The organism is Mesorhizobium tamadayense, from assembly GCF_003863365.1.
Classification (GTDB): Bacteria; Pseudomonadota; Alphaproteobacteria; order Rhizobiales; family Rhizobiaceae; genus Mesorhizobium; species Mesorhizobium tamadayense.
The window spans coordinates 1-19,291 of the sequence record NZ_RQXT01000084.1; the positions used below are offsets into that span (position 1 = coordinate 1).

At 66.0% G+C, this 19,291-nt stretch carries 18 protein-coding genes and 1 pseudogene; 7 read left to right on the forward strand and 12 right to left on the reverse strand.

Annotation, left to right across the window (positions count from 1 at the left end):
• Positions 1-156 precede the first annotated feature (156 nt).
• Positions 157-1,731: a bifunctional AfsR/SARP family transcriptional regulator/alpha/beta hydrolase gene (locus tag EH240_RS39460; protein WP_245436664.1), complete on the forward strand. Its 1,575-nt coding sequence runs from the start codon at positions 157-159 to the stop codon at positions 1,729-1,731.
• A 191-nt stretch (positions 1,732-1,922) separates the two neighbouring features.
• On the opposite strand, the gene EH240_RS34815 is transcribed toward EH240_RS39460, so the two are convergent.
• The 7 genes from EH240_RS34815 to EH240_RS34845 form a co-directional block, all read right to left on the reverse strand.
• On the reverse strand, positions 1,923-3,167 hold the full coding sequence (locus tag EH240_RS34815) for an MFS transporter (RefSeq protein WP_167484294.1): 1,245 nt from the start codon (positions 3,165-3,167) through the stop codon (positions 1,923-1,925).
• A 9-nt stretch (positions 3,168-3,176) separates the two neighbouring features.
• Entirely contained in the window at positions 3,177-3,632 is a 456-nt protein-coding gene (locus EH240_RS34820) for a MaoC family dehydratase (protein ID WP_125006887.1), read from the reverse strand.
• Positions 3,629-4,921 (reverse strand): NAD(P)/FAD-dependent oxidoreductase, encoded by a 1,293-nt coding sequence (locus EH240_RS34825; RefSeq protein WP_125006888.1) that lies wholly within the window; start codon positions 4,919-4,921, stop codon positions 3,629-3,631. Before EH240_RS34825 ends, EH240_RS34820 begins: the two co-directional genes overlap by 4 nt.
• 11 nt (positions 4,922-4,932) lie before the next feature.
• On the reverse strand, positions 4,933-6,162 hold the full coding sequence (locus EH240_RS34830) for a flavin-containing monooxygenase (RefSeq protein ID WP_125006889.1): 1,230 nt from the start codon (positions 6,160-6,162) through the stop codon (positions 4,933-4,935).
• 68 nt (positions 6,163-6,230) lie between these two features.
• Positions 6,231-6,809, reverse strand: a complete 579-nt coding sequence (locus tag EH240_RS34835) for an OsmC family protein (RefSeq protein WP_125006890.1) — start codon at positions 6,807-6,809, stop codon at positions 6,231-6,233.
• A 28-nt stretch (positions 6,810-6,837) separates the two neighbouring features.
• Positions 6,838-7,089 carry a hypothetical protein gene (locus EH240_RS34840; protein WP_125006891.1) on the reverse strand — a complete coding sequence of 84 codons (252 nt, stop codon included), beginning with the start codon at positions 7,087-7,089 and terminating at the stop codon, positions 6,838-6,840.
• On the reverse strand, positions 7,082-7,318 hold the full coding sequence (locus EH240_RS34845) for a DUF1127 domain-containing protein (RefSeq protein ID WP_167484295.1): 237 nt from the start codon (positions 7,316-7,318) through the stop codon (positions 7,082-7,084). Before EH240_RS34845 ends, EH240_RS34840 begins: the two co-directional genes overlap by 8 nt.
• A gap of 496 nt (positions 7,319-7,814) precedes the next feature.
• Between EH240_RS34845 and EH240_RS34850 the strand changes: the two genes are divergently transcribed.
• Together EH240_RS34850 and EH240_RS34855 are read left to right on the forward strand one after the other, a co-directional pair.
• Positions 7,815-9,182 (forward strand): NfeD family protein, encoded by a 1,368-nt coding sequence (locus tag EH240_RS34850; protein ID WP_125006893.1) that lies wholly within the window; start codon positions 7,815-7,817, stop codon positions 9,180-9,182.
• Positions 9,179-9,931, forward strand: coding sequence for a slipin family protein (locus EH240_RS34855; RefSeq protein ID WP_125006894.1), 753 nt, complete (start codon positions 9,179-9,181; stop codon positions 9,929-9,931). Before EH240_RS34850 ends, EH240_RS34855 begins: the two co-directional genes overlap by 4 nt.
• A gap of 209 nt (positions 9,932-10,140) precedes the next feature.
• Here EH240_RS34855 and EH240_RS34860 read toward each other — a convergent pair whose 3' ends face one another.
• Entirely contained in the window at positions 10,141-11,067 is a 927-nt protein-coding gene (locus tag EH240_RS34860; protein ID WP_125006901.1) for a LysR family transcriptional regulator, read from the reverse strand.
• A gap of 100 nt (positions 11,068-11,167) precedes the next feature.
• On the opposite strand from EH240_RS34860, the gene EH240_RS34865 reads away from it, so the two are divergent.
• Positions 11,168-12,178, forward strand: a complete 1,011-nt coding sequence (locus tag EH240_RS34865) for a zinc-dependent alcohol dehydrogenase family protein (RefSeq protein WP_125006895.1) — start codon at positions 11,168-11,170, stop codon at positions 12,176-12,178.
• Between the two features lie 263 nt (positions 12,179-12,441).
• Here EH240_RS34865 and EH240_RS39465 read toward each other — a convergent pair whose 3' ends face one another.
• Entirely contained in the window at positions 12,442-12,873 is a 432-nt protein-coding gene (locus EH240_RS39465) for an autotransporter outer membrane beta-barrel domain-containing protein (RefSeq protein ID WP_245436665.1), read from the reverse strand.
• Positions 12,874-12,883: 10 nt separating this feature from the next.
• Positions 12,884-14,017: pseudogene (locus EH240_RS39470) on the reverse strand (autotransporter outer membrane beta-barrel domain-containing protein); the annotation flags it as partial.
• A 106-nt stretch (positions 14,018-14,123) separates the two neighbouring features.
• Here EH240_RS39470 and EH240_RS39800 point away from each other — a divergent pair.
• Positions 14,124-14,258, forward strand: a complete 135-nt coding sequence (locus tag EH240_RS39800) for a hypothetical protein (RefSeq protein WP_281035199.1) — start codon at positions 14,124-14,126, stop codon at positions 14,256-14,258.
• Here EH240_RS39800 and EH240_RS39475 read toward each other — a convergent pair.
• Both EH240_RS39475 and EH240_RS34880 read right to left on the reverse strand, forming a co-directional pair.
• Positions 14,255-15,607, reverse strand: a complete 1,353-nt coding sequence (locus EH240_RS39475; RefSeq protein WP_245436666.1) for a hypothetical protein — start codon at positions 15,605-15,607, stop codon at positions 14,255-14,257. The genes EH240_RS39800 and EH240_RS39475 overlap by 4 nt on opposite strands.
• A gap of 320 nt (positions 15,608-15,927) precedes the next feature.
• A complete protein-coding gene (locus EH240_RS34880; protein WP_245436668.1) occupies positions 15,928-16,722 on the reverse strand; it encodes an AraC family transcriptional regulator in 795 nt (264 codons plus the stop codon).
• Positions 16,723-17,084: 362 nt separating this feature from the next.
• Here EH240_RS34880 and EH240_RS34885 point away from each other — a divergent pair, with 362 nt between their 5' ends.
• On the forward strand, positions 17,085-18,224 hold the full coding sequence (locus tag EH240_RS34885; RefSeq protein WP_245436667.1) for a helix-turn-helix transcriptional regulator: 1,140 nt from the start codon (positions 17,085-17,087) through the stop codon (positions 18,222-18,224).
• A 202-nt stretch (positions 18,225-18,426) separates the two neighbouring features.
• Entirely contained in the window at positions 18,427-19,125 is a 699-nt protein-coding gene (locus EH240_RS34890; RefSeq protein ID WP_125006898.1) for an outer membrane protein, read from the forward strand.
• Positions 19,126-19,291 lie beyond the last annotated feature (166 nt).

Genomic DNA, 19,291 nt, shown 5'->3' on the forward strand with positions numbered 1-19,291 from the left:
AGGCGCGCACCAATGTAACCCACCACACATTCCCCGCACCCATCTTGCCGTATCGGCTTCCGTAAATTAGCCGATTTTGATATTGCGGTGCGGTCTTCTCCCGCCGCGTCGACGAGAAGCCAGTGGGGTAATGGACGTGAACGGGTATCCGGCCGCATGACCGACGGTCCGCATAAGGGGCCGCTGGACCTGTGCGTGCTCGGTGACTTCCAGGTGGCCCGCGTCGGCGAACTCATCGATCTGCCGCCATCGCGCAAGACCAGGGCCTTGCTCGCCTATCTCGCCGTCACCGGCAAGACGCATCAGCGCGAGCGGCTCTGCGAAATCTTCTGGGACATTCCCGACGATCCGCGCGGCGCTCTGCGCTGGAGCTTGTCCAAGATCCGCCAGGTGCTGGGCGAGGACGAATGCGCTTTGGTCGCCGACCGCAACGCTGTCGCGCTGAAGGTCGAGACGGACTACGCCAGATTGCTGCCGCTCACGAAGGGCGATCTTTCCTTGCGGCCCACGGAGGAGCTGGAGGCCGTTGCCGGTTCGATCCGGGGCGATTTCCTCGCCGATCTCTCGCTCGAGCGCTGCTTCGAATACGAGGCCTGGCGCGCGGGCGTCCGCAGTGAGGTCGAGATCGCCGAGCTCGGCATATTGCGCGAGCTGGTCGAGCGCCTGGCCGGCGAGCCGAGGCGGGCGCTGCCGCTTGCCCGGCGCCTGCGCCGCCTGATGCCGGAGGATGTCGGCCTGGCGGAAGAGATCGAGGCGCTGGAGGAGAAGGTGAGGACGGCCGCCGCACAGCCGACGGGACGCCCTGCGCAAGCCGGCGCTATTGGCGTGGCCCAGGCGCAATCACCTTCGCCTTCGCCCGGAAAGTACCCGACGGCCACGCAGGACCAGGGCAGAGCCGTTCATTTCTGCCGCGCCCTCGATGGCACCAGGCTCGCCTATGCCAAGACCGGCAGCGGCCCGGCGATCCTACGCGCCGCGCACTGGATGTCGCATCTCACCTTTGACTGGGACAGCCCGATCTGGCGGCACTGGATGTCGGAACTGTCGCGCGAAAACCAGCTGGTGCGCTATGACGAGCGCTGCAACGGACTGTCGCAACGCCACGTGGTCGACGTCTCGTTCGACACCATGGTGTCGGACCTCGAATGCGTGGTCGAGGCGGCAGGGCTCGATCGCTTCACCATTCTCGGCCTCTCGCAGAGCTGCGCGGTGTCGATCGCCTACGCCATACGCCATCCCGAGAAAGTGTCGGGCATGATCCTCTACGGTGGCTATGTCAAAGGCTGGCGGGCGCGCGGCGACGCCGGCGAGATCGCGACGCGCGAGGCGATCGCAACGCTGATGCGCGAGGGCTGGGGCAAGTCGAACCCGATGTTCCGCCAGGTTTTCTGCTCCATGTTCATCCCCGGCGCCACGCACGAACATTTCGGCTGGATGGACGATCTGATGCTTCGGACCGTGTCGCCGGACGACGCCTGGCGCCTGCAGAGCGCATTCTCCGTGATCGATGTCAGCGGCCTCCTGGAAAAGGTGCGGGTGCCGACCCTGGTGCTGCACGCGCGGGAGGACAACGTGGCGCCGGTGGAGTCAAGCCGCACCATGGCGGCAGGCATTCCCGGCGCGCGCTTCTTCGAACTGGAGAGCCAGAACCATATCCTGCTCGAGGGCGAGCCCGCCTTCGACGAGTTCATCGCCCACGTCCGGGCCTTCGTGGCAGAGACGGCGCGATAGGCATCGTCCTTCCGCGATCACGTAATTTCTTGGCTGCGCAGGAAACCTATCTTAGCCTCATGGCGGTGCCCATCCGCCTTCGGCCGATGCCTCAGCTACCCCAACGCCCCCCGCCCACTGCGGCATCGGCCTCATTCTTCCCTTCACGACCAACCATCTCGCGCAGTGAGCGGCGAGCCGGCCGAGGACATTCACCGCTTGCCGCCCGCCATCTTCGCGGCATCGGGCAAGCGTCGAAGCGCCAGCATTGCGGCCATGCCGGCGAACGGGCCGGGCGCCAGCATGAGGAAAGCCCAGCGCCAGCCAAGCAAGTCCGCGAAATGCGGCAGCAGCCAGATCGCCAGCACCGTCAGTCCGAAGCCCGATCCGAGCTGCACCGAGAGCGCCGTGCCGACGAAACGGCGGTCGGCAAGCTCGGTGACCGCGGCCGAAAACTGCGCGGAATCGCCGACCACCGAAACGCCCCAGACGACGATCACCAGCCCCAACAGCCAGAGCGGTCCGTCGAAGGCGAAACCGATCGTCAGCGCGCAGAGGCCGGACACCATCATCATGCCGGCGGTGGTGAGGCTGCGGCCGAAGCGGTCGGAAAGCACGCCGCCGAGCAGGCAGCCCACGGCACCGCCGGCGATAGCGAGGAATGTCAGCAGCGACGCCAGCGCCGGAGAGGAGCGTTGTTGCGCCTCAAGCGCGGCGCGCACATAGGCGATCAGCCAGGCCCACATGGCGTAGAGTTCCCACATGTGGCCGAGATAGCCGATATTGACCAGCATCAGCGCCCGCTCGCGGAAGATCGCGCCGACCTGGCGCGGCTCGAAGACAGCCTTGCCGAAGGGGTACGGCCCCTCGCTGGCGAACAAGAACAGTATCGAGCCGACGAGCGCGGCCACCGTCGCACCCAGCACCACGAGCTGCCAGTCGAACGAGCCGGCCAGCGCCCGGAATAGATGCGGCAGCGATGAGCCGAGCGTCAGCGCGCCGATCAGGGCGCCGAGCGCCAGCCCCCGGCCGCGCACGAACCAGGTGGACACGAGCTTCAAGGCCGGCGGATAGACGCCGGCCAATGCGACGCCGGTCAAGATGCGCGCGGCCACGACGCCGGCCGGCGTCGGCTGCAGCAGAAGCGAGGCGTTGGCCGCCGCCGCCACGAGCGCCGAGATCGCCATCAGCCGGCTGAGCCTGACGATGTCGGGAAGGTTGACCAGGCTGGCGGCCAGCGCGCCGGCGACGAAGCCGATCTGCACGCCATTGGTCAGCCAGATGTCGATCGGCCCGGACAGGCGCCATGCCGCCTTGAGTTCGGCGGTGATCGCCGTTGCCGAGAACCAGGTGGTCAACGAGAGCACGACGGCCAGGCAAAGCAGTCCGAGCATCTCCCAGCGGCGCATATCCTCGGGAAAGTCGGCTGCCGGGGCCGCGGTGCGCCAGATCGTCATTGCGAACGCTCAGGCCTTGGCCAGCGGCACGGTGAACACCGTCGCGGTGCCGGTGAGGCAGATCTCGCCCCCCTCGTTGCGCACCGACGTCTCCAGCTTGGTGATCGGCTTGTCGGCGCGCACCTCCTTGACTTCGACGCGGCCGGTGATCAATTCGCCGACGCCGACCGCCTTGACGAATTTCCATGAGACTTCAAGGAACACCGAGCCTGGACCGGGAAGGTCCTCCGCCACGACCGCGTTCAGGATGCCTGAGGTGACGCCGCCCTGGACGATCAGCTTGCCGAACACCGATGCTTCGGCGAGCGCCTTGTCGTAGTGCAGCGGGTTGCGGTCGCCGGTCATCTCGGCGAACGCGTCGATATCCTGCGGCCGTGTGCGCCGCGAGCGCTCGGCGGAGGCGCCCACCTGCGGGCGTCCGTTGACGACGCCGATCCAGCCGTCCTTCATCAAATGCATAGTCATAGTCTTGCTCCGGTTCGGTTGCGATAGAGGTTCGAGGCGCCGGCTGGGGCCCGCGGCTCGTCCTGGTTCGCCGGCGCACGATAAGTCGGCCGGCCGGCGGCAGACGCGGCGCCGCAGACCGGCATCGGCTGTCCGACGAGTGCCTGCACCTCCGCCTTCATCACAGCGCTGAAGCGGCGGTGCCGCTCGCCGATGTCGGCGAGCGTCCAGTCGAAGCCGGCAATGGCGTCGGTCGTCTCGAGGATCTGGTTGGCGACGAGATCCCGCTCCTGCTGCCGGGTCGCGAATGCGCCTTCCGAGCCATCGAGGACCGCCCGCGCCAGGCTCTCGGCATCGCGCAACGCATCCGAGATGCCGTGCGCGGTGATCGGGTCGCGGAAGAAGCCGGCGTCGCCGACCAGCGCCCAGCCCGGGCCGTAGGACTGGCGGATATAGCCCGGCACGCCGCGGAACGCCTGCAGGCGTGCATCCTTCGCCGCGCGGTCCGCTTGCCCGGCAAGGGCAGGCGAGAGCGCTTCCAGCACCTCCATGCGCGCGCGCGCATGGCCGAGGCGGAAGCGCTGGTCGAACAGCCTGGTCGGCACCGAGGCGACGATGCAGGCTAGGCCGTCATTGGTCGGGATCAGCGAGCCGGCGATGCCGTCGCGAAAATACCAGTGGTAGCCGGCGCCGGGTTCGACGGGCGCGTAGCCATAGACATGGGCGGCCGACACGCTGTCGGCGCGCAGCACCTGCGCGTTGCAGCGTTTGGCTACCAGCGAGCCGATGCCGTCGGCGCCGATGACGATGCCGGCGGTGACCCGCAAGGCGGCGCCGGCGCCGCGAATCTCGACGCCGCGCACGCGCCCCCGCGCATCGGCGAAGAGATCGGCGACGGCCATGTCGTGCAGGAACTCGGCGCCTGCCTTGCGCGCGACATCGACGAGGGTGCGGTCGAGCACGGTGCGCCGCGGCGCGATCAGGCCAGGCAGGTCTGGTCCGCCATCGAGCGGGATGGCAATCTCCTCATCGCCGTAGTGGAAGGTTGTCGTCTCGATCAGCGGCGTGCCGGCCTCGATGAGCGGCGCGAGCAGGCCCCAGCGCGACAATTGCAGCACGGCCGGACGCATCAGCGCATGCGTCGACAGCGTGTCCGAGCCATAGGGCCTGCGCTCGATGACCAGCACTTTCAGCCCGGCGCGGGCGAGCAGCAGGGCCGTCGAGGCGCCGGCGCAGCGCGCGCCGACGATGATCGCATCGTAATGGCCGCGCTTGGGCGTAGGCGGAAGGGAAATCGCAGTCGTTGGCATTTTCATTGTCCTCAGGCGGCTTGGCGGCCCTTGCTGTCGAGATAAAGGGAGATCTCGGCGGCGATCGCTCGCGCGTCGACGCCGGCGCCGCCAATGAAGTTGGAATCGCGCTTGCGCAGGAAGCGGAAGCCGAGCGCGTAGAGGCCGGGAACGCTGGTGACGCCGTCGCGGTGCGCCAGCTCGCCATCGGGTCCCAGCGCCGACGGCTCCAGCCAGTCGAAGGATCGGCTATAGCCTGTCGCCCAGATCACCGTGCCGGTCGCCCCGTCCGTCAGCGAAAGCCGCGACGGAGGGGCTGAAGGCACCTTGACCGGCTCGGGCCGCGGGGCTCGCGGCTCGGCACCGGCAAAACGGTCGATCCGGTCAAGCAGGCGGGCCTGCTTGGCTTCGGCCGCCGCCACGCTCGCCGCGAGGTCGCCGGCGAAGGCGATCTCGCCGTTGGCAATGCCTCGCACGCGGCCGGTAAGCTCGACGCCGAGCGCCTGCAACGTGATGAGATCGACATTGGCGTTGTCCGGCCGGCCGGCGAGCTGCAGCGAAGGCTGCCGCCTGGCGCTTTCGGGATTGGCTATGGCGTCGAGCCGCTCGCCCATCAGCCCCATCTCGCAGAGCCACCAGAAGATGTCCTTGTCGCGCCAGCGCCTCGGCAGGCGCGTGTGCTTGCCGACGGATAGCCTCACGCGCCGGCCGGCGCGGGCCAGTTCGTCCGCGATCTGCACGCCCGAGGAGGAAGCGCCGACCACCAGCACGGCGCCGGGCGGCAACGCCTCCGGGCAGCGATATTCAGATGCGTGAATACTTTGCGGCCCGTACTTGCCGTCGGGCGTGAACGGGATCATCGGCCGGTCGCAGTGCCCGGTCGCCACCACGACCGCCTTGGCCGACCAGTCGCCGACGCTGCTGGAGAGCGCAAAGCCGCCGCCAGTGCGGCTGCAGGCGGTGACCTCGACGCCGCATTCGACCGGCGCCTGCCAGCGGCTTGCATAGGTTTCGAGATCATGGACGAACGCGTCCTTTGTCCTGAAGCCGTCGGGGTCCGGCCCGTCATAGGGCGATCCGGGCAGGCCGTTCAGCCAGTTGGGCGTCAGGAGCCTCAGCGATTGCCAGGTCTGCGCGCGCCAGCGCTCGCCGATGCGGCCGCGCTCCAGCACGATATGGTCGATGCCGGCGCGGCTAAGGCAATGGCTGAGCGCAAGCCCTGCCTGCCCGCCGCCGATGATAACGACGTCAGCATGTTTCATGGCTCTGTTCCGAAACCCCGGGGAAGAGACGGTCCGGATTTCCCCCGGACCGTCTCTTCAGCTCTGCGTCACTGGATGGTCTTGATGCTGACCGTGACCGGCACGCCCTTGGTCAGCACGTCGAACACGGCCGAGCGTGCGCGGGCCTGCTCGACAAGCTGCTGGAGCTTCTCGGCCGGTGCGTCGCCCTCCACCTCGAAGGAAACCTGAATGTTCTGGAAGCCGTTGCGGACCTCGTCCGAGATGCCGAGGATGCCGCGCAGGTCGATATCGCCGTCGACCAAGCACTTGACCTTGGTGAGCTTGATGCCGCGCGCGGCCGCGATGTTGGCAAGGCCCGCCATCAGGCAGCTCGCCAGCCCATGCAGCAGCCACTCGACCGGGGTTGGCGCGTTGTCGGCGCCGCACAGGATCGCAGGATGGTCGCTGTCGGCATAGAAGGGCTTTTCGTGCTTCTGTTCCTGGCCGGCGCCGTAGAAGCCGTGCATGACGCTCTTGCTGTGCGTGCCCTCGATCCATTCATTGTGGGCGCGGAACTGGAACTTCGCCAGTTCCGGCTGGCCGGCGACGAAGTTGATCGTCGCCAACAGGTTTGGCGTGTCGACGCCGTTGAGCGGAAGTCGTGCAGGTTTGGTGTTGGGTTGCATGTTTCACGTCTCCAAGGTTGATTGCGGCTTATGCGCCGGACCGTTTTCTTTTGACGCCGATGCGTTTGAACGAGAGTGGATGCGAGCGTGGAATTTTTGATACGCCCACCGTGGAAATTGCACCGCCCGTTTCATTTGCGACGCACTCGCCGCCGCAATCCAACGCCGGGGAGGCCGGTCGACGGAGCGGGGCCAAAATACGAAAAACCCCGGCGACGCCGAGGCTTTTTGATCGGTCTTGAACCATTCCGGCCGTCGAAGCGGCCGAGGCTTCAGCCATCCATCCCCTCCGTGTCGGAGGGCGCAAGGCGTATCGAGGTGCAATACTCGATCTGCGAGCGGCTGATGCCGAGATCCTTGAGCATATGGTCCGGCATGGCCTGCAGCGCGGCGCGCTCGCTGCGCTGCTTCATGGCACAATAGGCGAGGCGCAGGATACTGCTGGCGAAGCCGGACAGGCTGAAGCCCGCCCGGCCAGTTTCGAAGGTGGCTCGATCCAAAGTCGTCATTGTCGTCTCCATTTGTTCGCGGGCGCGTTCGTTCGCGTCGTCGGCGCAGACAATGCGGGATGTGCGAGGGAGCGAGCGTGGGAGCCCGCGTCGAAATTGCCGTGGAAACGTGGGGGCAAAAGCGGACGGAGGGGCGCTGCGTAGAAGCTGCCGATCTCCCCCGCGGGGGAGATGTCCGGCAGGACAGAAGGGGCGCTGTCCCGCCGGCGTCTCAGCACCTGGTTCTCCGGCTCCGCCAACGATTCGTCATCCTCGGGCCTGACCCGAGGATCCATGCCGTGACGGTTGCCGAGGAATGCAGCGGAGCAGATTCTGCACCGTAGCAGCGCTTTGATGTCACGGCAGGATCCTAGGGTCTGCGCGCGTCGCTTCGCTCCTTGCTCCGCCAAAGGATGACGAAGGCGATAGGTCGCATTCCTTCGTCGCCCGTCCCCCCACGCCCCCTCATTGGACTTCGCCCGGCACAACCCCATATTGAATCCACGGAGCTTTGAGCGTGAGACTCGCGCGGGTGGCCCTTCTGGCAGCGGCCTTCGTGGCCGCCTCGGTCCTTTTCCTCTTCTCCTCGGCCGGAATGGCGGCGGAGAGGGTTGCTCTCAGCATCGCGATCGACGGCGCCATCGGTCCGGCGAGCTCGCGCCAGCTCAAGGAGGCGCTCAAGGCCGCGGCCGAGCGCGACGCCGCGGTCCTCATCCTCCAGCTCAACACGCCGGGCGGCCTGGTCACCTCGATGCGCGAGATGATCGCCGACATCCTGGCTTCGCCGGTTCCCGTCATTGGCTATGTCGCGCCGGCCGGCGGCCATGCGGCAAGCGCCGGAACCTATATCCTCTATGCCACCCATGTCGCGGCGATGGCGCCCGGCACCAATCTGGGTGCGGCGACGCCTGTGGAGATCGGCGGGCTGCCCTCGCTTCCAGGCGGCGAGAAGGACGAGAAGGGCGCCAAGCAGCCGTCCGGTGACCCGATGATGGCCAAGGTGACCAATGACGCGGTGGCGCTCATCCGCTCGCTCGCCGAGCTGCGCGGCCGCAACGGCGACTGGGGCGAGAAAGCCGTGCGCGAGGCGGCGAGCCTTTCGGCGAGCGCTGCGCTGCAGGAACATGTCATCGACTTCGTCGCCCGCGACACGACCGAGCTGCTGCAGTTGGCCGACGCCCGCACGGTCGACGTGGCCGGCAAGAAGGCGGTGCTGGCGACGAAGGGCCTGGCCGTCGAGACGCTGGATCCCGGCTGGTTCATCCGGCTTCTCTCCGTCATCACCGATCCGAACGTCGCCGTCCTCCTGATGCTGATCGGCTTCTACGGCATCGTCTTCGAGGTCACGAGCCCCGGCGTGGTGGCGCCGGGCGTCATCGGCGCCATTTGCCTCGTGCTCGCCCTCTACGCGCTCGATCTGCTGCCGATCAACTATACCGGGCTCGCCCTGATGCTGCTCGGCGTCGCCTTCCTCATCGTCGAGGCCTTCAATCCGACCGTCGTGCTGGGGGCAGGCGGCGCGGTCGCCTTCCTGCTCGGCGCAGCCATGCTGCTCAAGGTCGAGGGGCCGGGTTTCGCCATATCCTGGGCGATCATCGGCCCGGCCGTCGCGCTGACGCTGGGGCTCGCGCTGCTTGCCGGCAGCTATCTGTGGGCAGCACGGCGCAATCCGGCGCGCATCGGCGGTGATGCCATGCGCGGCCTCCCCGTCGAGATTCTCGACTGGGAAGGCGGCGAGGGCCATGTGCTGGCGCTCGGCGAACGCTGGCGGGCCAAGGCCGACGAGCCGATAGCGCCGGGAGATCGCGCGGAGGTGACCGCCGTCAGCGATCTCGTGCTGACGGTGCGGCGGCGCAACTCGGGAAACGAGGGAGCAAAACAATGACGGTCGGTTATGTCGCCTATCTGATCCTTGCGCTGTTGGTGATCATGTTCCTGTCCGCGGCTATCCGCATCCTGAGGGAATATGAGCGCGGCGTGATCTTCACGCTCGGCCGCTTCACCGGGGTGAAGGGACCGGGCCTTATCCTGCTGGTCCCCTTCATCCAGCAGATGGTGCGGGTCGGCCTGCGCGTGGTGGTGCAGGACGTGCCGCCGCAGGACGTGATCTCGCGCGACAATGTCTCGGTGAAGGTCAACGCCGTGCTCTATTTCCGCATCGTCGACGCCGAGCGCGCGATCATCCAGGTCGAGGATTTCATGACCGCCACCAACCAGCTGGCGCAGACCACGCTGCGCTCGGTGCTCGGCAAGCACGAGCTCGACGAGATGCTGGCCGAGCGCGACAAGCTCAACAGCGACATCCAGGAGATCCTCGACCAGCGCACCGATGCCTGGGGCATCAAGGTCTCCAATGTCGAGATCAAGCATGTCGACCTGAACGAGAGCATGATCCGCGCCATCGCCAAGCAAGCCGAGGCGGAGCGCCTGCGCCGCGCCAAGGTCATCAACGCCGACGGCGAACAGCAGGCCGCGGCAAAGCTGGTCGAGGCCGGCCGCATGCTGGCGGCCGAGCCGCAGGCCATGCAACTGCGCTATTTCGAGGCCTTGCACGACATCGCCGGCGAGCGCTCCTCCACGGTGGTCTTCCCGCTGCCAGTGGATCTGCTCAGCCAGTTTTTGAAGGAGAAGTGAGCGGCTGGAACTGCCAATCTCCCCCCTTGCGGGGGAGATGCCCGGCAGGGCAGAGGGGGGTGTGAAAGAACGCCAACCTTCGTGTCCTCCTATCAAATGGAAGTCACCTAGAGTGGCGCAATTTCGATTGGCTGAGAGGCTGGAGGGACAGCACCCCCCTCTGGCCTGCCGGCCATCTCCCCCGCAAGGGGAGATCAGCACCTTCACCCTCACCGCCAGGGCGGCTCAGGCGAAAATCGCTTGCCGATCCAGTCGGCGAAGGCGCGGGTCTTGGCGGCCTGGCCCTTGGCCGAGGGCATGACGACGTAGACCGCACCCTCGTCGGCCAGCGTCCAATCCTCCAGGATCGGCACCAGCCGGCCGTCGGCGAGCTCGCGCCCGACCAGCCAGTCGGTGCTCATCATCAGGCCGACGCCTTGCACGGCTGCCTCGACCAGCACCTCGGCATCGTCGGTGGTGAGCGGCCCCGAAACCTCGACGCGCACGCGCCGGCCCTCGCGGTCGGTCATTTCCCAGGCCGGAAACGTCTGGAAGCCGGTGAAACCCAGGCAGGAATGCTCGAGCAGCGCCTGCGGCGTCTGCGGCCGGCCCCTTCGTGCGAGATAGGAGGGGGAGGCGCAGAGCAGCCGGCGCCGCGTCGCGATCCTGCGCGCCACCAGGCGCGAATCCTCCAGCGCGCCCAGCCGCACCGCGACGTCGAAATTCTCGGCGACAAGGTCCGCGAAGCGGTTGGAGAACTCGGCCTCGATGCGCACATCTGGAAACTCGGCGAGAAATTGCGGCAAGAGCGGCCCGATCCACATGCGCCCGAACGTGCCGGGCAGCGCCAGCCGCAGCAACCCGCGCGGCCCGCCGCCGGCATGCGCGGAGGCGGCGGCTTCCGCCTCGTCGACGGAGGCCAGGATGGCGCGCACGCGCACCAGGAACTCCGCGCCCGCCTCGGTCAGCGACACGCTGCGCGTCGTGCGGTGGAGCAGCCTGACGCCGAGCCGCTCCTCCAGCGATGCGAGGCGCCGCGACAGGATGGTGGCGTCGCGCCCGACCTGCGCCGCCGCCCTGGTGAAGGACCGCGCCTCGGCGATGGCCGCGAAGGCCGCCATTTCGGCAAGCGTCGCGGGTTCATGTGATTGCTGCACCATTCGCAATACTCAAATGCAAAGACCAATGATTATCTAGCAATAGCGCAGCAGCTAGGTTCACTCAACCCGTCAACCAACCACGCAACGGAGTGAACCCATGAAAGCCATTGAACTCAGCCAGCCCAGGCTGGACGCCTTCCGCGCCGCCAGCGTCGCCACGCCAGAGCCTCAGCGCGCAGAGGTGCTGATCCGCCAGCGCGCGGCGAGCCTGAATTTCGTCGATGTCGCGGTGGCGGGCGGCAATTATCCCGGACCGGTCTTCCCGCTCATTCCGGTCGCCGACGGCGCCGGCGAGATCGTCGCACTCGGCGAAGGCGTCACCACGCTTGCCGTCGGCGACCGCGTCGTCGCCCATGCCAAGCCGCGCTGGATCGGCGGCCGGCCGCGTCCCTACGAGATGAGGCAGATGCGCGGCGTCTCGCTGCCCGGATCGCTGGCCGAATATGTCGCGCTGCCGGCCAATTCGCTGGTGCCGATCCCGGCGCATCTCTCCTTCGAGGCGGCCTCGACGCTGCCCATTGCCGCCACCACCGCCTGGAACGCGATCCGCGCCGCCGATGTCGGGCCGGGCTCCGTCGTCGTGCTGCTCGGCACCGGCGGCGTCTCGATCTACACGCTGCAACTCGCCAAGGCGGCCGGCGCCACCGTCATCATCACCTCGTCGTCGGACGAGAAGCTGGAGCGGGCGAAGGCGCTCGGCGCCGATCACCTGATCAATTACCGCGCGACGCCGGACTGGGACAGCAAGGTGCTGGAGTTGACCGACGGGCTCGGCGCCGACCTCGTCGTCGAGACCGGCGGCACCGCCACCTTCGCCCGCGCCGTCAACGCCACGGCGCCCGGCGGCACGCTGTTCACCATCGGCTTCGTCACCGGAGCCGAGGCCACCGTCAACCTGCTGCCGATCATCATCAAGGCGCTGAAGGTGATCGGCAACAACACCGGATCGGTGTCCGACCTGCGCGACGCCGCACGCGCCATCGCCGCCGCCGGCATCGAGCCGGTTGTCGACAAGGTGTTTTCACAGCACGAAGCAACCGAAGCCTACACCCACATGGCCGCCGGCGGCCTGCATTTTGGGAAACTGGTGTTCGGGCTGGAGTGGTAAGGGAAGGCACTGGCGATTGGCGAATGCGGCTGAGCGCCCAATCTCCCCCCTTGCGGGGGAGATGTCCGGCAGGACAGAGGGGGGTGTGAAGGAACGCCAACCTTCGATTTCGGCCTCAAACGGAAGTCACTTTGGCAGGTGCAATTTTCGATTGGATGAGAGGCCGGAGGGACAGCACCCCCCTCTGGCCTGCCGGCCATCTCCCCCGCAAGGGACCCGCAAGGGGGTGTTTGGATGTCGCTTCGGCTTCCGCCAATCACCCATCAAAACCTGACGTCGAGCTTGGCCTTGGCGCCGTTGTCGGCGGTGCGGGCGCCGAACTGGCCGGCATAGGACAGGCCGAGCGAGGCATTAGCCGACATCGGCAGGTCGAAGCCGGCCTCGATCACCGCGCCGTCCCTGGCGACAGGCACGCCGGCGATGGTGAAGGCATCGCCGCCGGCAAATGCGAAAGTCGAGGTCGGCGTGACATCGCCAAAGGCGTGGCGCCAGCCGATCATGCCGCGCGCCGTCGCCGCGATTCCGCCGAGCCGCAAATCGGTAGTGGCGCGCAGGCCGAGCGTGGTGAAGGTGGCGTCGGTGTTGCTGCCTTGGCTGGTGAGCGCGGCAGCGCCACCCTGTTCGGTGAAGCCGTCGGCCTTCACGTCGACATAGGGCAAGGTTGGCGAACGGCTCGAAGTGGAACCGCTCGGCATCGATTTTGTAGGCAAGCTCGCCGAACACTTGCGCCGTGCCGGCGTCGTAATCGGCCGACAGCGCGTCGGCAAAGCCGTTGAAGGCGATCGCACGTCCTGTCGAGATCGAGTGCCAGCTGTAGGCGGTGCCGGTGCGGAAGGCGATGGCGCCCCAGTTGGTGCCGCCATAGAGACCAAGATGATAGTTGTCTGCGTCGCCGCTGGAATTGCGCGCATCGGCGTCGAAGGAGGAATGGCTGTAGCCGCCGAGCAGGCCGACGCGCCAGTCGCCCATCAGCCCCTCGGCGCCGACCAGCAGGCCGCCGGTCGAGCGGTCGAAGGCGGCGGCATTGCCGTCGCTGCCGGTGTCGCCCCACGAGCCGAAGGCCTGGCCCCAGACGGTGAAGCGGTCGGAATCGGCGGCGACCATTTCCGGCCCGCCCTCGCCATAGGCCATCACCGGCAACGGCACCGCCCCGGTATCGCCGAAGGCGGCGCTGATACGGCTGGTTGCGGCGTCGCGGAGGAAGCGGCTGTCGTCGAGCAGCATTCCCTTGGCCGAGGCATGGATCTCGCCCGAGAGCTGGTCGAAAGCCGCCTGGGCTGTTGCTGCGTCCGGCAACGCAAAAATGGCATCATAGAGCGGATCGCCGCTGCCCAGGCTTTCAGCGCCGCCGCCGGTGGCGATCTGGTCGGGCGTCAGGCCGACGGCGGCGAAGGACTTTGCCTGCACCACATCGAGATAGACGTGCGTCGCGTCGTAATTGGCGAGAAGGCCGACGAACGGGCCGCCCCCATTGAGCGTGTATGTCCCGCTGACTCCGCCATCGGCCTGCAGCACCGTGTAATGCGTGCCCAGCACATAAGGCGCGGCATCCGTCTTGACCACGTCGAGGACCGCGCCGTCGGCGATCGTCGCCGTGCCCGTCGCCAGGATGAGATCGGACTGGCCGGTCGAGTTCAATTCGACCTGGTAGATCGAGCCCGCCGCCTGGTCGACACTGCCCGCGACATTGAGCGTGCCGATCGAATTGCCCGGTTCGACGACACTGCCCGGCTGTGCCACGATGCCGCCGACGGTGCCGTTGCCGCCCAATATGCCGCCCGAGATCGTCACCAGCGAGTTGGCCAGCGAGCCGTTCACGGCCAGCCGTCCGCCGACCACGTAGGTGGCGCCGGTGAAGCCGCTCGAATCGGCCGTCAGGTTCGTCGTGCCGGCGATCTGGTTGATTGTCCCCAGTCCGCTGATTGCCGACGCGAAGGCGTAGTTCGTGTCGGTGTGGTTGAAGTTGATCGTGCCTGTGCCGGCGCCGAACTGGACGCTCGCGGCGTTGAGCGAGCCCGGCGCCGTCGCCGCCGCTCCGGCCGCGCCGCCGACGTTGAGCGTGCCGGTGGAGCCGGCCTAGCTGGCAACGGTGACGATGCCGCCGACCGAGACCGCGCCGCCCTTCGAGATCGTCAGTGTGCCCTTGCTGAGCCCGCCGACGTAGAGGTTTGCGTTGGTCCAGGTCGCACCGGCGCCTTCGACGAAGACCGTGCCGGTCGAGCCCGCAGAGTTGCCGATATAGCCCGTGTCATTGCTGACGGCGCCGCCGTTGACGATCGCCAGAGTGCCGGCGCCGAAATCGCCCACAGCCAGGTTGGAACTGTTCGTCCAGCTCGAGCCTGCGCCTTCGACGAACACCGTGCCGGTCGAGCCCGCCAGCGCGCCAATAACGCCCGAGCCGTCGCTGACGACGCCGCCATGGGAGATCGCCATAGTGCCGGTGCCGAAATCGCCGACAGTCAGCGATCCACTGTTGGTCCAGGTCGACCCGGCACCATCGACGAACGCCAGGCCGGTGGAACCAGCAGCGAACCCCACAAAACCACCGGCACTGCTAACGGCGCCGCCCTTGGTGACCGCCAGGTTGCCGGTGCCGGAACCGCCGACGGTCAATGACCCACCGTTCGTCCAGGTCGAGCCGCTATCGACGAACACTGTGCCGGTCGAGCCCGCCGACTTGCCAACATAGGCCAAGCCGTTGCTGACGGCACCGCCGTGGGTGATCGCCAGCGAGCCGGTGCCGTTGTCGCCGACAGTCAACGACCCGCTGTTGGTCCAGGTCGAGCCCGCACCGTCGATCGAGACGTAGCCATTCGAAGCAATGCCTTTGCCAATATACCCATCGATATCGGTGACCGTGCCACCGTTGGAAACGTTAAGCATGCCGGTGCCGAAACGCGCCACCGTCAAGGTTTTGCTGTTGGTCCAAGTCGAACCATCCACCGACAGGACCGCAAAGGCATTGTCGCCGTCCCCGAGGATACCGCTGACATCGCTGATCAAGCCGCCATTGAGGATGGTGACCGTGCCGATGCCTTCCGCTCCGACGTAGAAATCGTCGGAGTGCAGCCATGCCGATCCCGCGCCGTCGACAGTTGCCGTCCCGACAGCGCCTTCGAATCTGCCGACGGCGCCTTGTGAATCGCTTAGTGTCCCGCCGTTGATGATTTTCAGCGAACCGGTATCGCCGGCATCCCTACTCACGAAAACCACGAGACCATTGGCGCTAAGGCCGTCTATCACCGTGGGGTTCGGCGTGAGCGTGTTGACATTGACGAAATTGGTAGCATCGGGCACAGCATTCGGGGTCCAGTTGCTGGGATCGAACCAATCGGTCGACGTCGAACCGTTCCAGGTTGCGTCCGCCGCAGCTGCCGGCAGGATCGCTCCCAGGCCGATCATCAGCGCAAGCGAACTGACGCTTGCCATGTGCCGAGGAGTGCGCAAGTGGTTGAAGCGACTCGTCGGCGGACTAGATGTTGGCGTCGCCTTGCGGCCAAGAAATGTATTCTGCGGCATCTAATCCCCTGATATGACAGTCGTTTCGCCAGTGGCTGACATGGCATCGCAGCCAGAGGTTGTCTTGGGCAGGGCCGCACTGGAATTGGACTGGAGCGAGATGCCGTGCCTTTTGCGCGCACCGTGACGGTTTGGCATCATCGGTCGGCCCAGGCGTCGTGGAGCATCGCCCTCCCAACGGATAGGGAATCGGAAATCGCCTCGCTTGGCCGGATTCCGAAGGCGCCCATTTATCTGGCGCTCGTCGGCGTGTGGCCGAAACGACGGCGGAAGCAGCGATTGAAGTACGACACATCGCTGAATCCGCTTATCAAGGCGACGTCGCTGACACGCATGTCGTGCCTCTGCGAGAGCATCCTGTGCGCGCTCTGCAGGCGCAGTTCGAGAACGCGCTCGGAGAAGCTGATGCCCGTCTCCTGAAGCAGGTCGTGAACATAGCGCGCCGACAGGCCTAGTTCCTGTGCGACCCCTTGCGCGGAGATGCCGGGTTTGGCGAAATCGCTCGCGATCTTCGCCAGGACCGCCTGCAGCCTGGCTGCGCGCAGGCCCCGCAGCCCGGCCAATTCGGCAGCCTGGCCTTTCGCGCCGGTCACAAGGCCGATCAGATCGACGATCGTTTCCGTGGCGTGCGTTATGAGATCGGGCGAGGTGAGGGGACGGCCGGTTTCAAGCAGCTGGCAGTAGCGCTTAAGAAGATCGAGGGCTTCGCTTTCGGCACCGATCTTGACCGCCAGCCTGTCGTCGATCTGCGGGAAGGCCTGTGTGAGGATCGCGCGCGGGACCACCACGTTCGCCCACACATTGCTGTCGGACCCGGTCATTTTCAGAGCTTCCGCTGCCGTGACCAGGACCGCTTCTCCCCGACCGACGCCGTATTCGCGGCCGGCTTGGGCCCCGGTCAACAGGGTGTCGGCTTTGTTGATCAGCAAGAGATAGCCGTCGTTGTCGTCATCGGCGATGTTGCTCGCCTTCCGCGTCGCATGCTTGATTGTTCCCGACATCTGGCCGAGAACCAATTCTCCCACGGCCGTGGCTTCGATCGCGGCTTCGAAAGCCAGCTTCTCCGATATGCCGTATTCGACCGACCATATCTCCGCGACATGGATGTCCTGCCAGAGGGAAAATCGCTCGCGATCGTTGAGATGCGAAGGCAACTGAGCCGATGAAAACACCGTCTTTCGCGACAATAGCTTACCCCCGATAAACATTCGCGAATTCTAATATACGAGCGCGATGCTTTCCATTCCAAGAATAACCAGCGACATTAACTGCCTCGCGTTCAGGTGATCGAATCTTTAATCGAGCTCAACCACGCGTGGCGTCACCCAAAAGTATGACGCCGCGGAATCCTCCGAAGCGAGACCGGGGCGTGCAGGAGACAGGAGGCGTGGTGGAGAGGCTGAGCAGCGAAGTCCTTGGTTCGATTATCGGCGACATTTATGATTGCGTTTTGAACCCGGAAGGCTGGGCCGGGGTAATGACCCGGATCACAACGGCTATCGACGCGGCCTACACCACCATCGCGCTTGCCAGCACCGCCGACAATCATGGCCGGTTCGCGGCCCAATCGCCCTGGGATCCCATGCAAATGCGCATGCTCCAGGAGGATTATGACTTCGATTCAATTCCCGGACTGAAGGCCGCGATCGTCGGCGATATCGACACGCCCGTCGCGACGCTGTCACATATGAGCGAAGCCGAACTCCAGCAGACGGCATTTTTTCAGAACTGGGCCAAGCCGCAGGGACTGCGCGAGGCCTGCATCACCAAATTCGTCCATACACCGGACCGGATTGGGCTCATGGGTTGCACCACACGGGCCGACAGGGCGATCATATCGGTCGAAGATCAGCGTTTCCTGGCATTGCTCTCGCCGCATCTGCGCCGTGCTTCCCTGATTGGAGATCTGCTGGATCAGGCGCGCGTTACCGCGAATCTTTATCGCCAATCACTCGATCACCTCGCTGCGGCTGTCGTTCTTACCGGCGCCAACGGAGCAATCCTCCATGCGAATGCGGCTGCCGAACAGATGTTTTCGGCGCAAGGCCCCATTCTCTCCAGGAACGGCCAGCTCCAGGCGCAGAACCCGGTGGCAGCCCGTGCCCTGCTGGAAGCAATCGCCAGTGCCGCGGGCGCGGATGCCTCACTTGGTTCGCGCGGCATAGGCCTGCCCGTTTCGGCCCCCGGCCAGCCGCCCGCCGTCGCCTATGTGTTGCCGTTGACCGAGGGAACCGCACGCGCGGCTTTCCGGCTGGCATGTGCCGCCGTCTTCGTGTCGATGACATCCACCGCTCCCCTCCCGGAAGCTGTTCTCACGACGCTGTTCGACCTTACGCCTGCGGAGGCGCGAGTTCTCCTGCGGATCGGCAGTGGATTGTCCGCGTCCAAGACCGCGTTGTCGCTCGGTATCGGCGAAAACACGTTGAAGACCCACCTCAACCGGATCTTCGCCAAGACCAACACGAGGCGCCAGGCCGATCTCGTCAAGCTCGTTTCGGACATAGGCACGCCCCTCTCAGCTTCTTGAGCCGTGGCACGCCAAATCGGCTGAGGCTGAACGGCCACACCGATCGATAAAGTGCTCCAGCGCGTTCCACGACAATTCCAGTGCGGTCCAGCCCAAGACGCAGCCGGCCAGCAATGCAACACCGGGGTGTCGATAACGGCTGACCTTCCGCGAAGCATTTCCGCGGCGGGGGACGCAACATTTTTGGGGCAGCAGACAGACAATGAAAACGATTCTTCTAGCGACGGCCTTCATTCTCGCACCTGCCGGCGTGGCATGCCCGGCGGACATCAACGAGACTCTGCCTGTTGCCTCCGCCTATGACTGGTCGGGTCTCTATGCCGGCGTTCACTTCGGCTACGTCGCCGGAAAATCCAATCTTTTCATCGCCGGCAGCGGTCCTGGGGGCACCGACCTTAACAGTGCCCTCGATCCGGACGGTTTTATTGGCGGCATCCATGTCGGCTTCAATCAAGAAATGGCGAACCGCTTCGTGCTCGGTGCCGAGGCGGATATTACGTACAATGATGTAGATGGACTGACGGCAATCCCCGGTGGCACCGGCACGTTGCTCAAGAGCGAAATTAAGTGGTCGGGTTCGGCGCGGCTGCGGGCTGGCTATGCTTTCGATCGGACCTTGCCTTACACTACTGCAGGCGTGGCGGCGGCCAAGTATGAATTGACTGGGATCACAGGCACCCCCAGCGGTGACATACTACTCCACGACGAAACCCATGTTGGCTGGACGGTTGGAGCCGGCGTTGAGCACGCCTTCACCGACAAGTGGATCGCTCGGGTCGAATATCGCTACTCCGACTTCGGCAACAAAGAACTCTCGGCAGGAGTGGGCCTTGGCACGGTGGCGACGGACGTCGATCTCAAGACGCATGATATCCGCGCCGGCCTCAGCTACAAATTCTGATTTGGCGCCGGGAGACTGGCGAAAGCGGCCGAGCGCGTAATCTCCCCCTCGAGGGGGAGATGGCCGCGAAGCGGCCAGAGGGGGTCGGTCCGACTGGGCTCGGCCTGCTTCTGCAGATGGAGGTTGGCGCTTCACGCGCGGCAACCCCCTCTGTCGCCTTCGGCGA

Bases quoted from the DNA above. Each gene is read 5' to 3' on its own strand.
- EH240_RS39460 (WP_245436664.1), top strand. From the start codon at position 157: ATGACCGACGGTCCGCATAAGGGGCCGCTGGACCTGTGCGTGCTCGGT.
- EH240_RS34815 (WP_167484294.1), bottom strand. From the start codon at position 3,167: ATGACGATCTGGCGCACCGCGGCCCCGGCAGCCGACTTTCCCGAGGAT.
- EH240_RS34820 (WP_125006887.1), bottom strand. From the start codon at position 3,632: ATGACTATGCATTTGATGAAGGACGGCTGGATCGGCGTCGTCAACGGA.
- EH240_RS34825 (WP_125006888.1), bottom strand. From the start codon at position 4,921: ATGCCAACGACTGCGATTTCCCTTCCGCCTACGCCCAAGCGCGGCCAT.
- EH240_RS34830 (WP_125006889.1), bottom strand. From the start codon at position 6,162: ATGAAACATGCTGACGTCGTTATCATCGGCGGCGGGCAGGCAGGGCTT.
- EH240_RS34835 (WP_125006890.1), bottom strand. From the start codon at position 6,809: ATGCAACCCAACACCAAACCTGCACGACTTCCGCTCAACGGCGTCGAC.
- EH240_RS34840 (WP_125006891.1), bottom strand. From the start codon at position 7,089: ATGGCTGAAGCCTCGGCCGCTTCGACGGCCGGAATGGTTCAAGACCGA.
- EH240_RS34845 (WP_167484295.1), bottom strand. From the start codon at position 7,318: ATGACGACTTTGGATCGAGCCACCTTCGAAACTGGCCGGGCGGGCTTC.
- EH240_RS34855 (WP_125006894.1), top strand. From the start codon at position 9,179: ATGACGGTCGGTTATGTCGCCTATCTGATCCTTGCGCTGTTGGTGATC.
- EH240_RS34865 (WP_125006895.1), top strand. From the start codon at position 11,168: ATGAAAGCCATTGAACTCAGCCAGCCCAGGCTGGACGCCTTCCGCGCC.
- EH240_RS39465 (WP_245436665.1), bottom strand. From the start codon at position 12,873: ATGCCGAGCGGTTCCACTTCGAGCCGTTCGCCAACCTTGCCCTATGTC.
- EH240_RS39475 (WP_245436666.1), bottom strand. From the start codon at position 15,607: ATGGCAAGCGTCAGTTCGCTTGCGCTGATGATCGGCCTGGGAGCGATC.
- EH240_RS34890 (WP_125006898.1), top strand. From the start codon at position 18,427: ATGAAAACGATTCTTCTAGCGACGGCCTTCATTCTCGCACCTGCCGGC.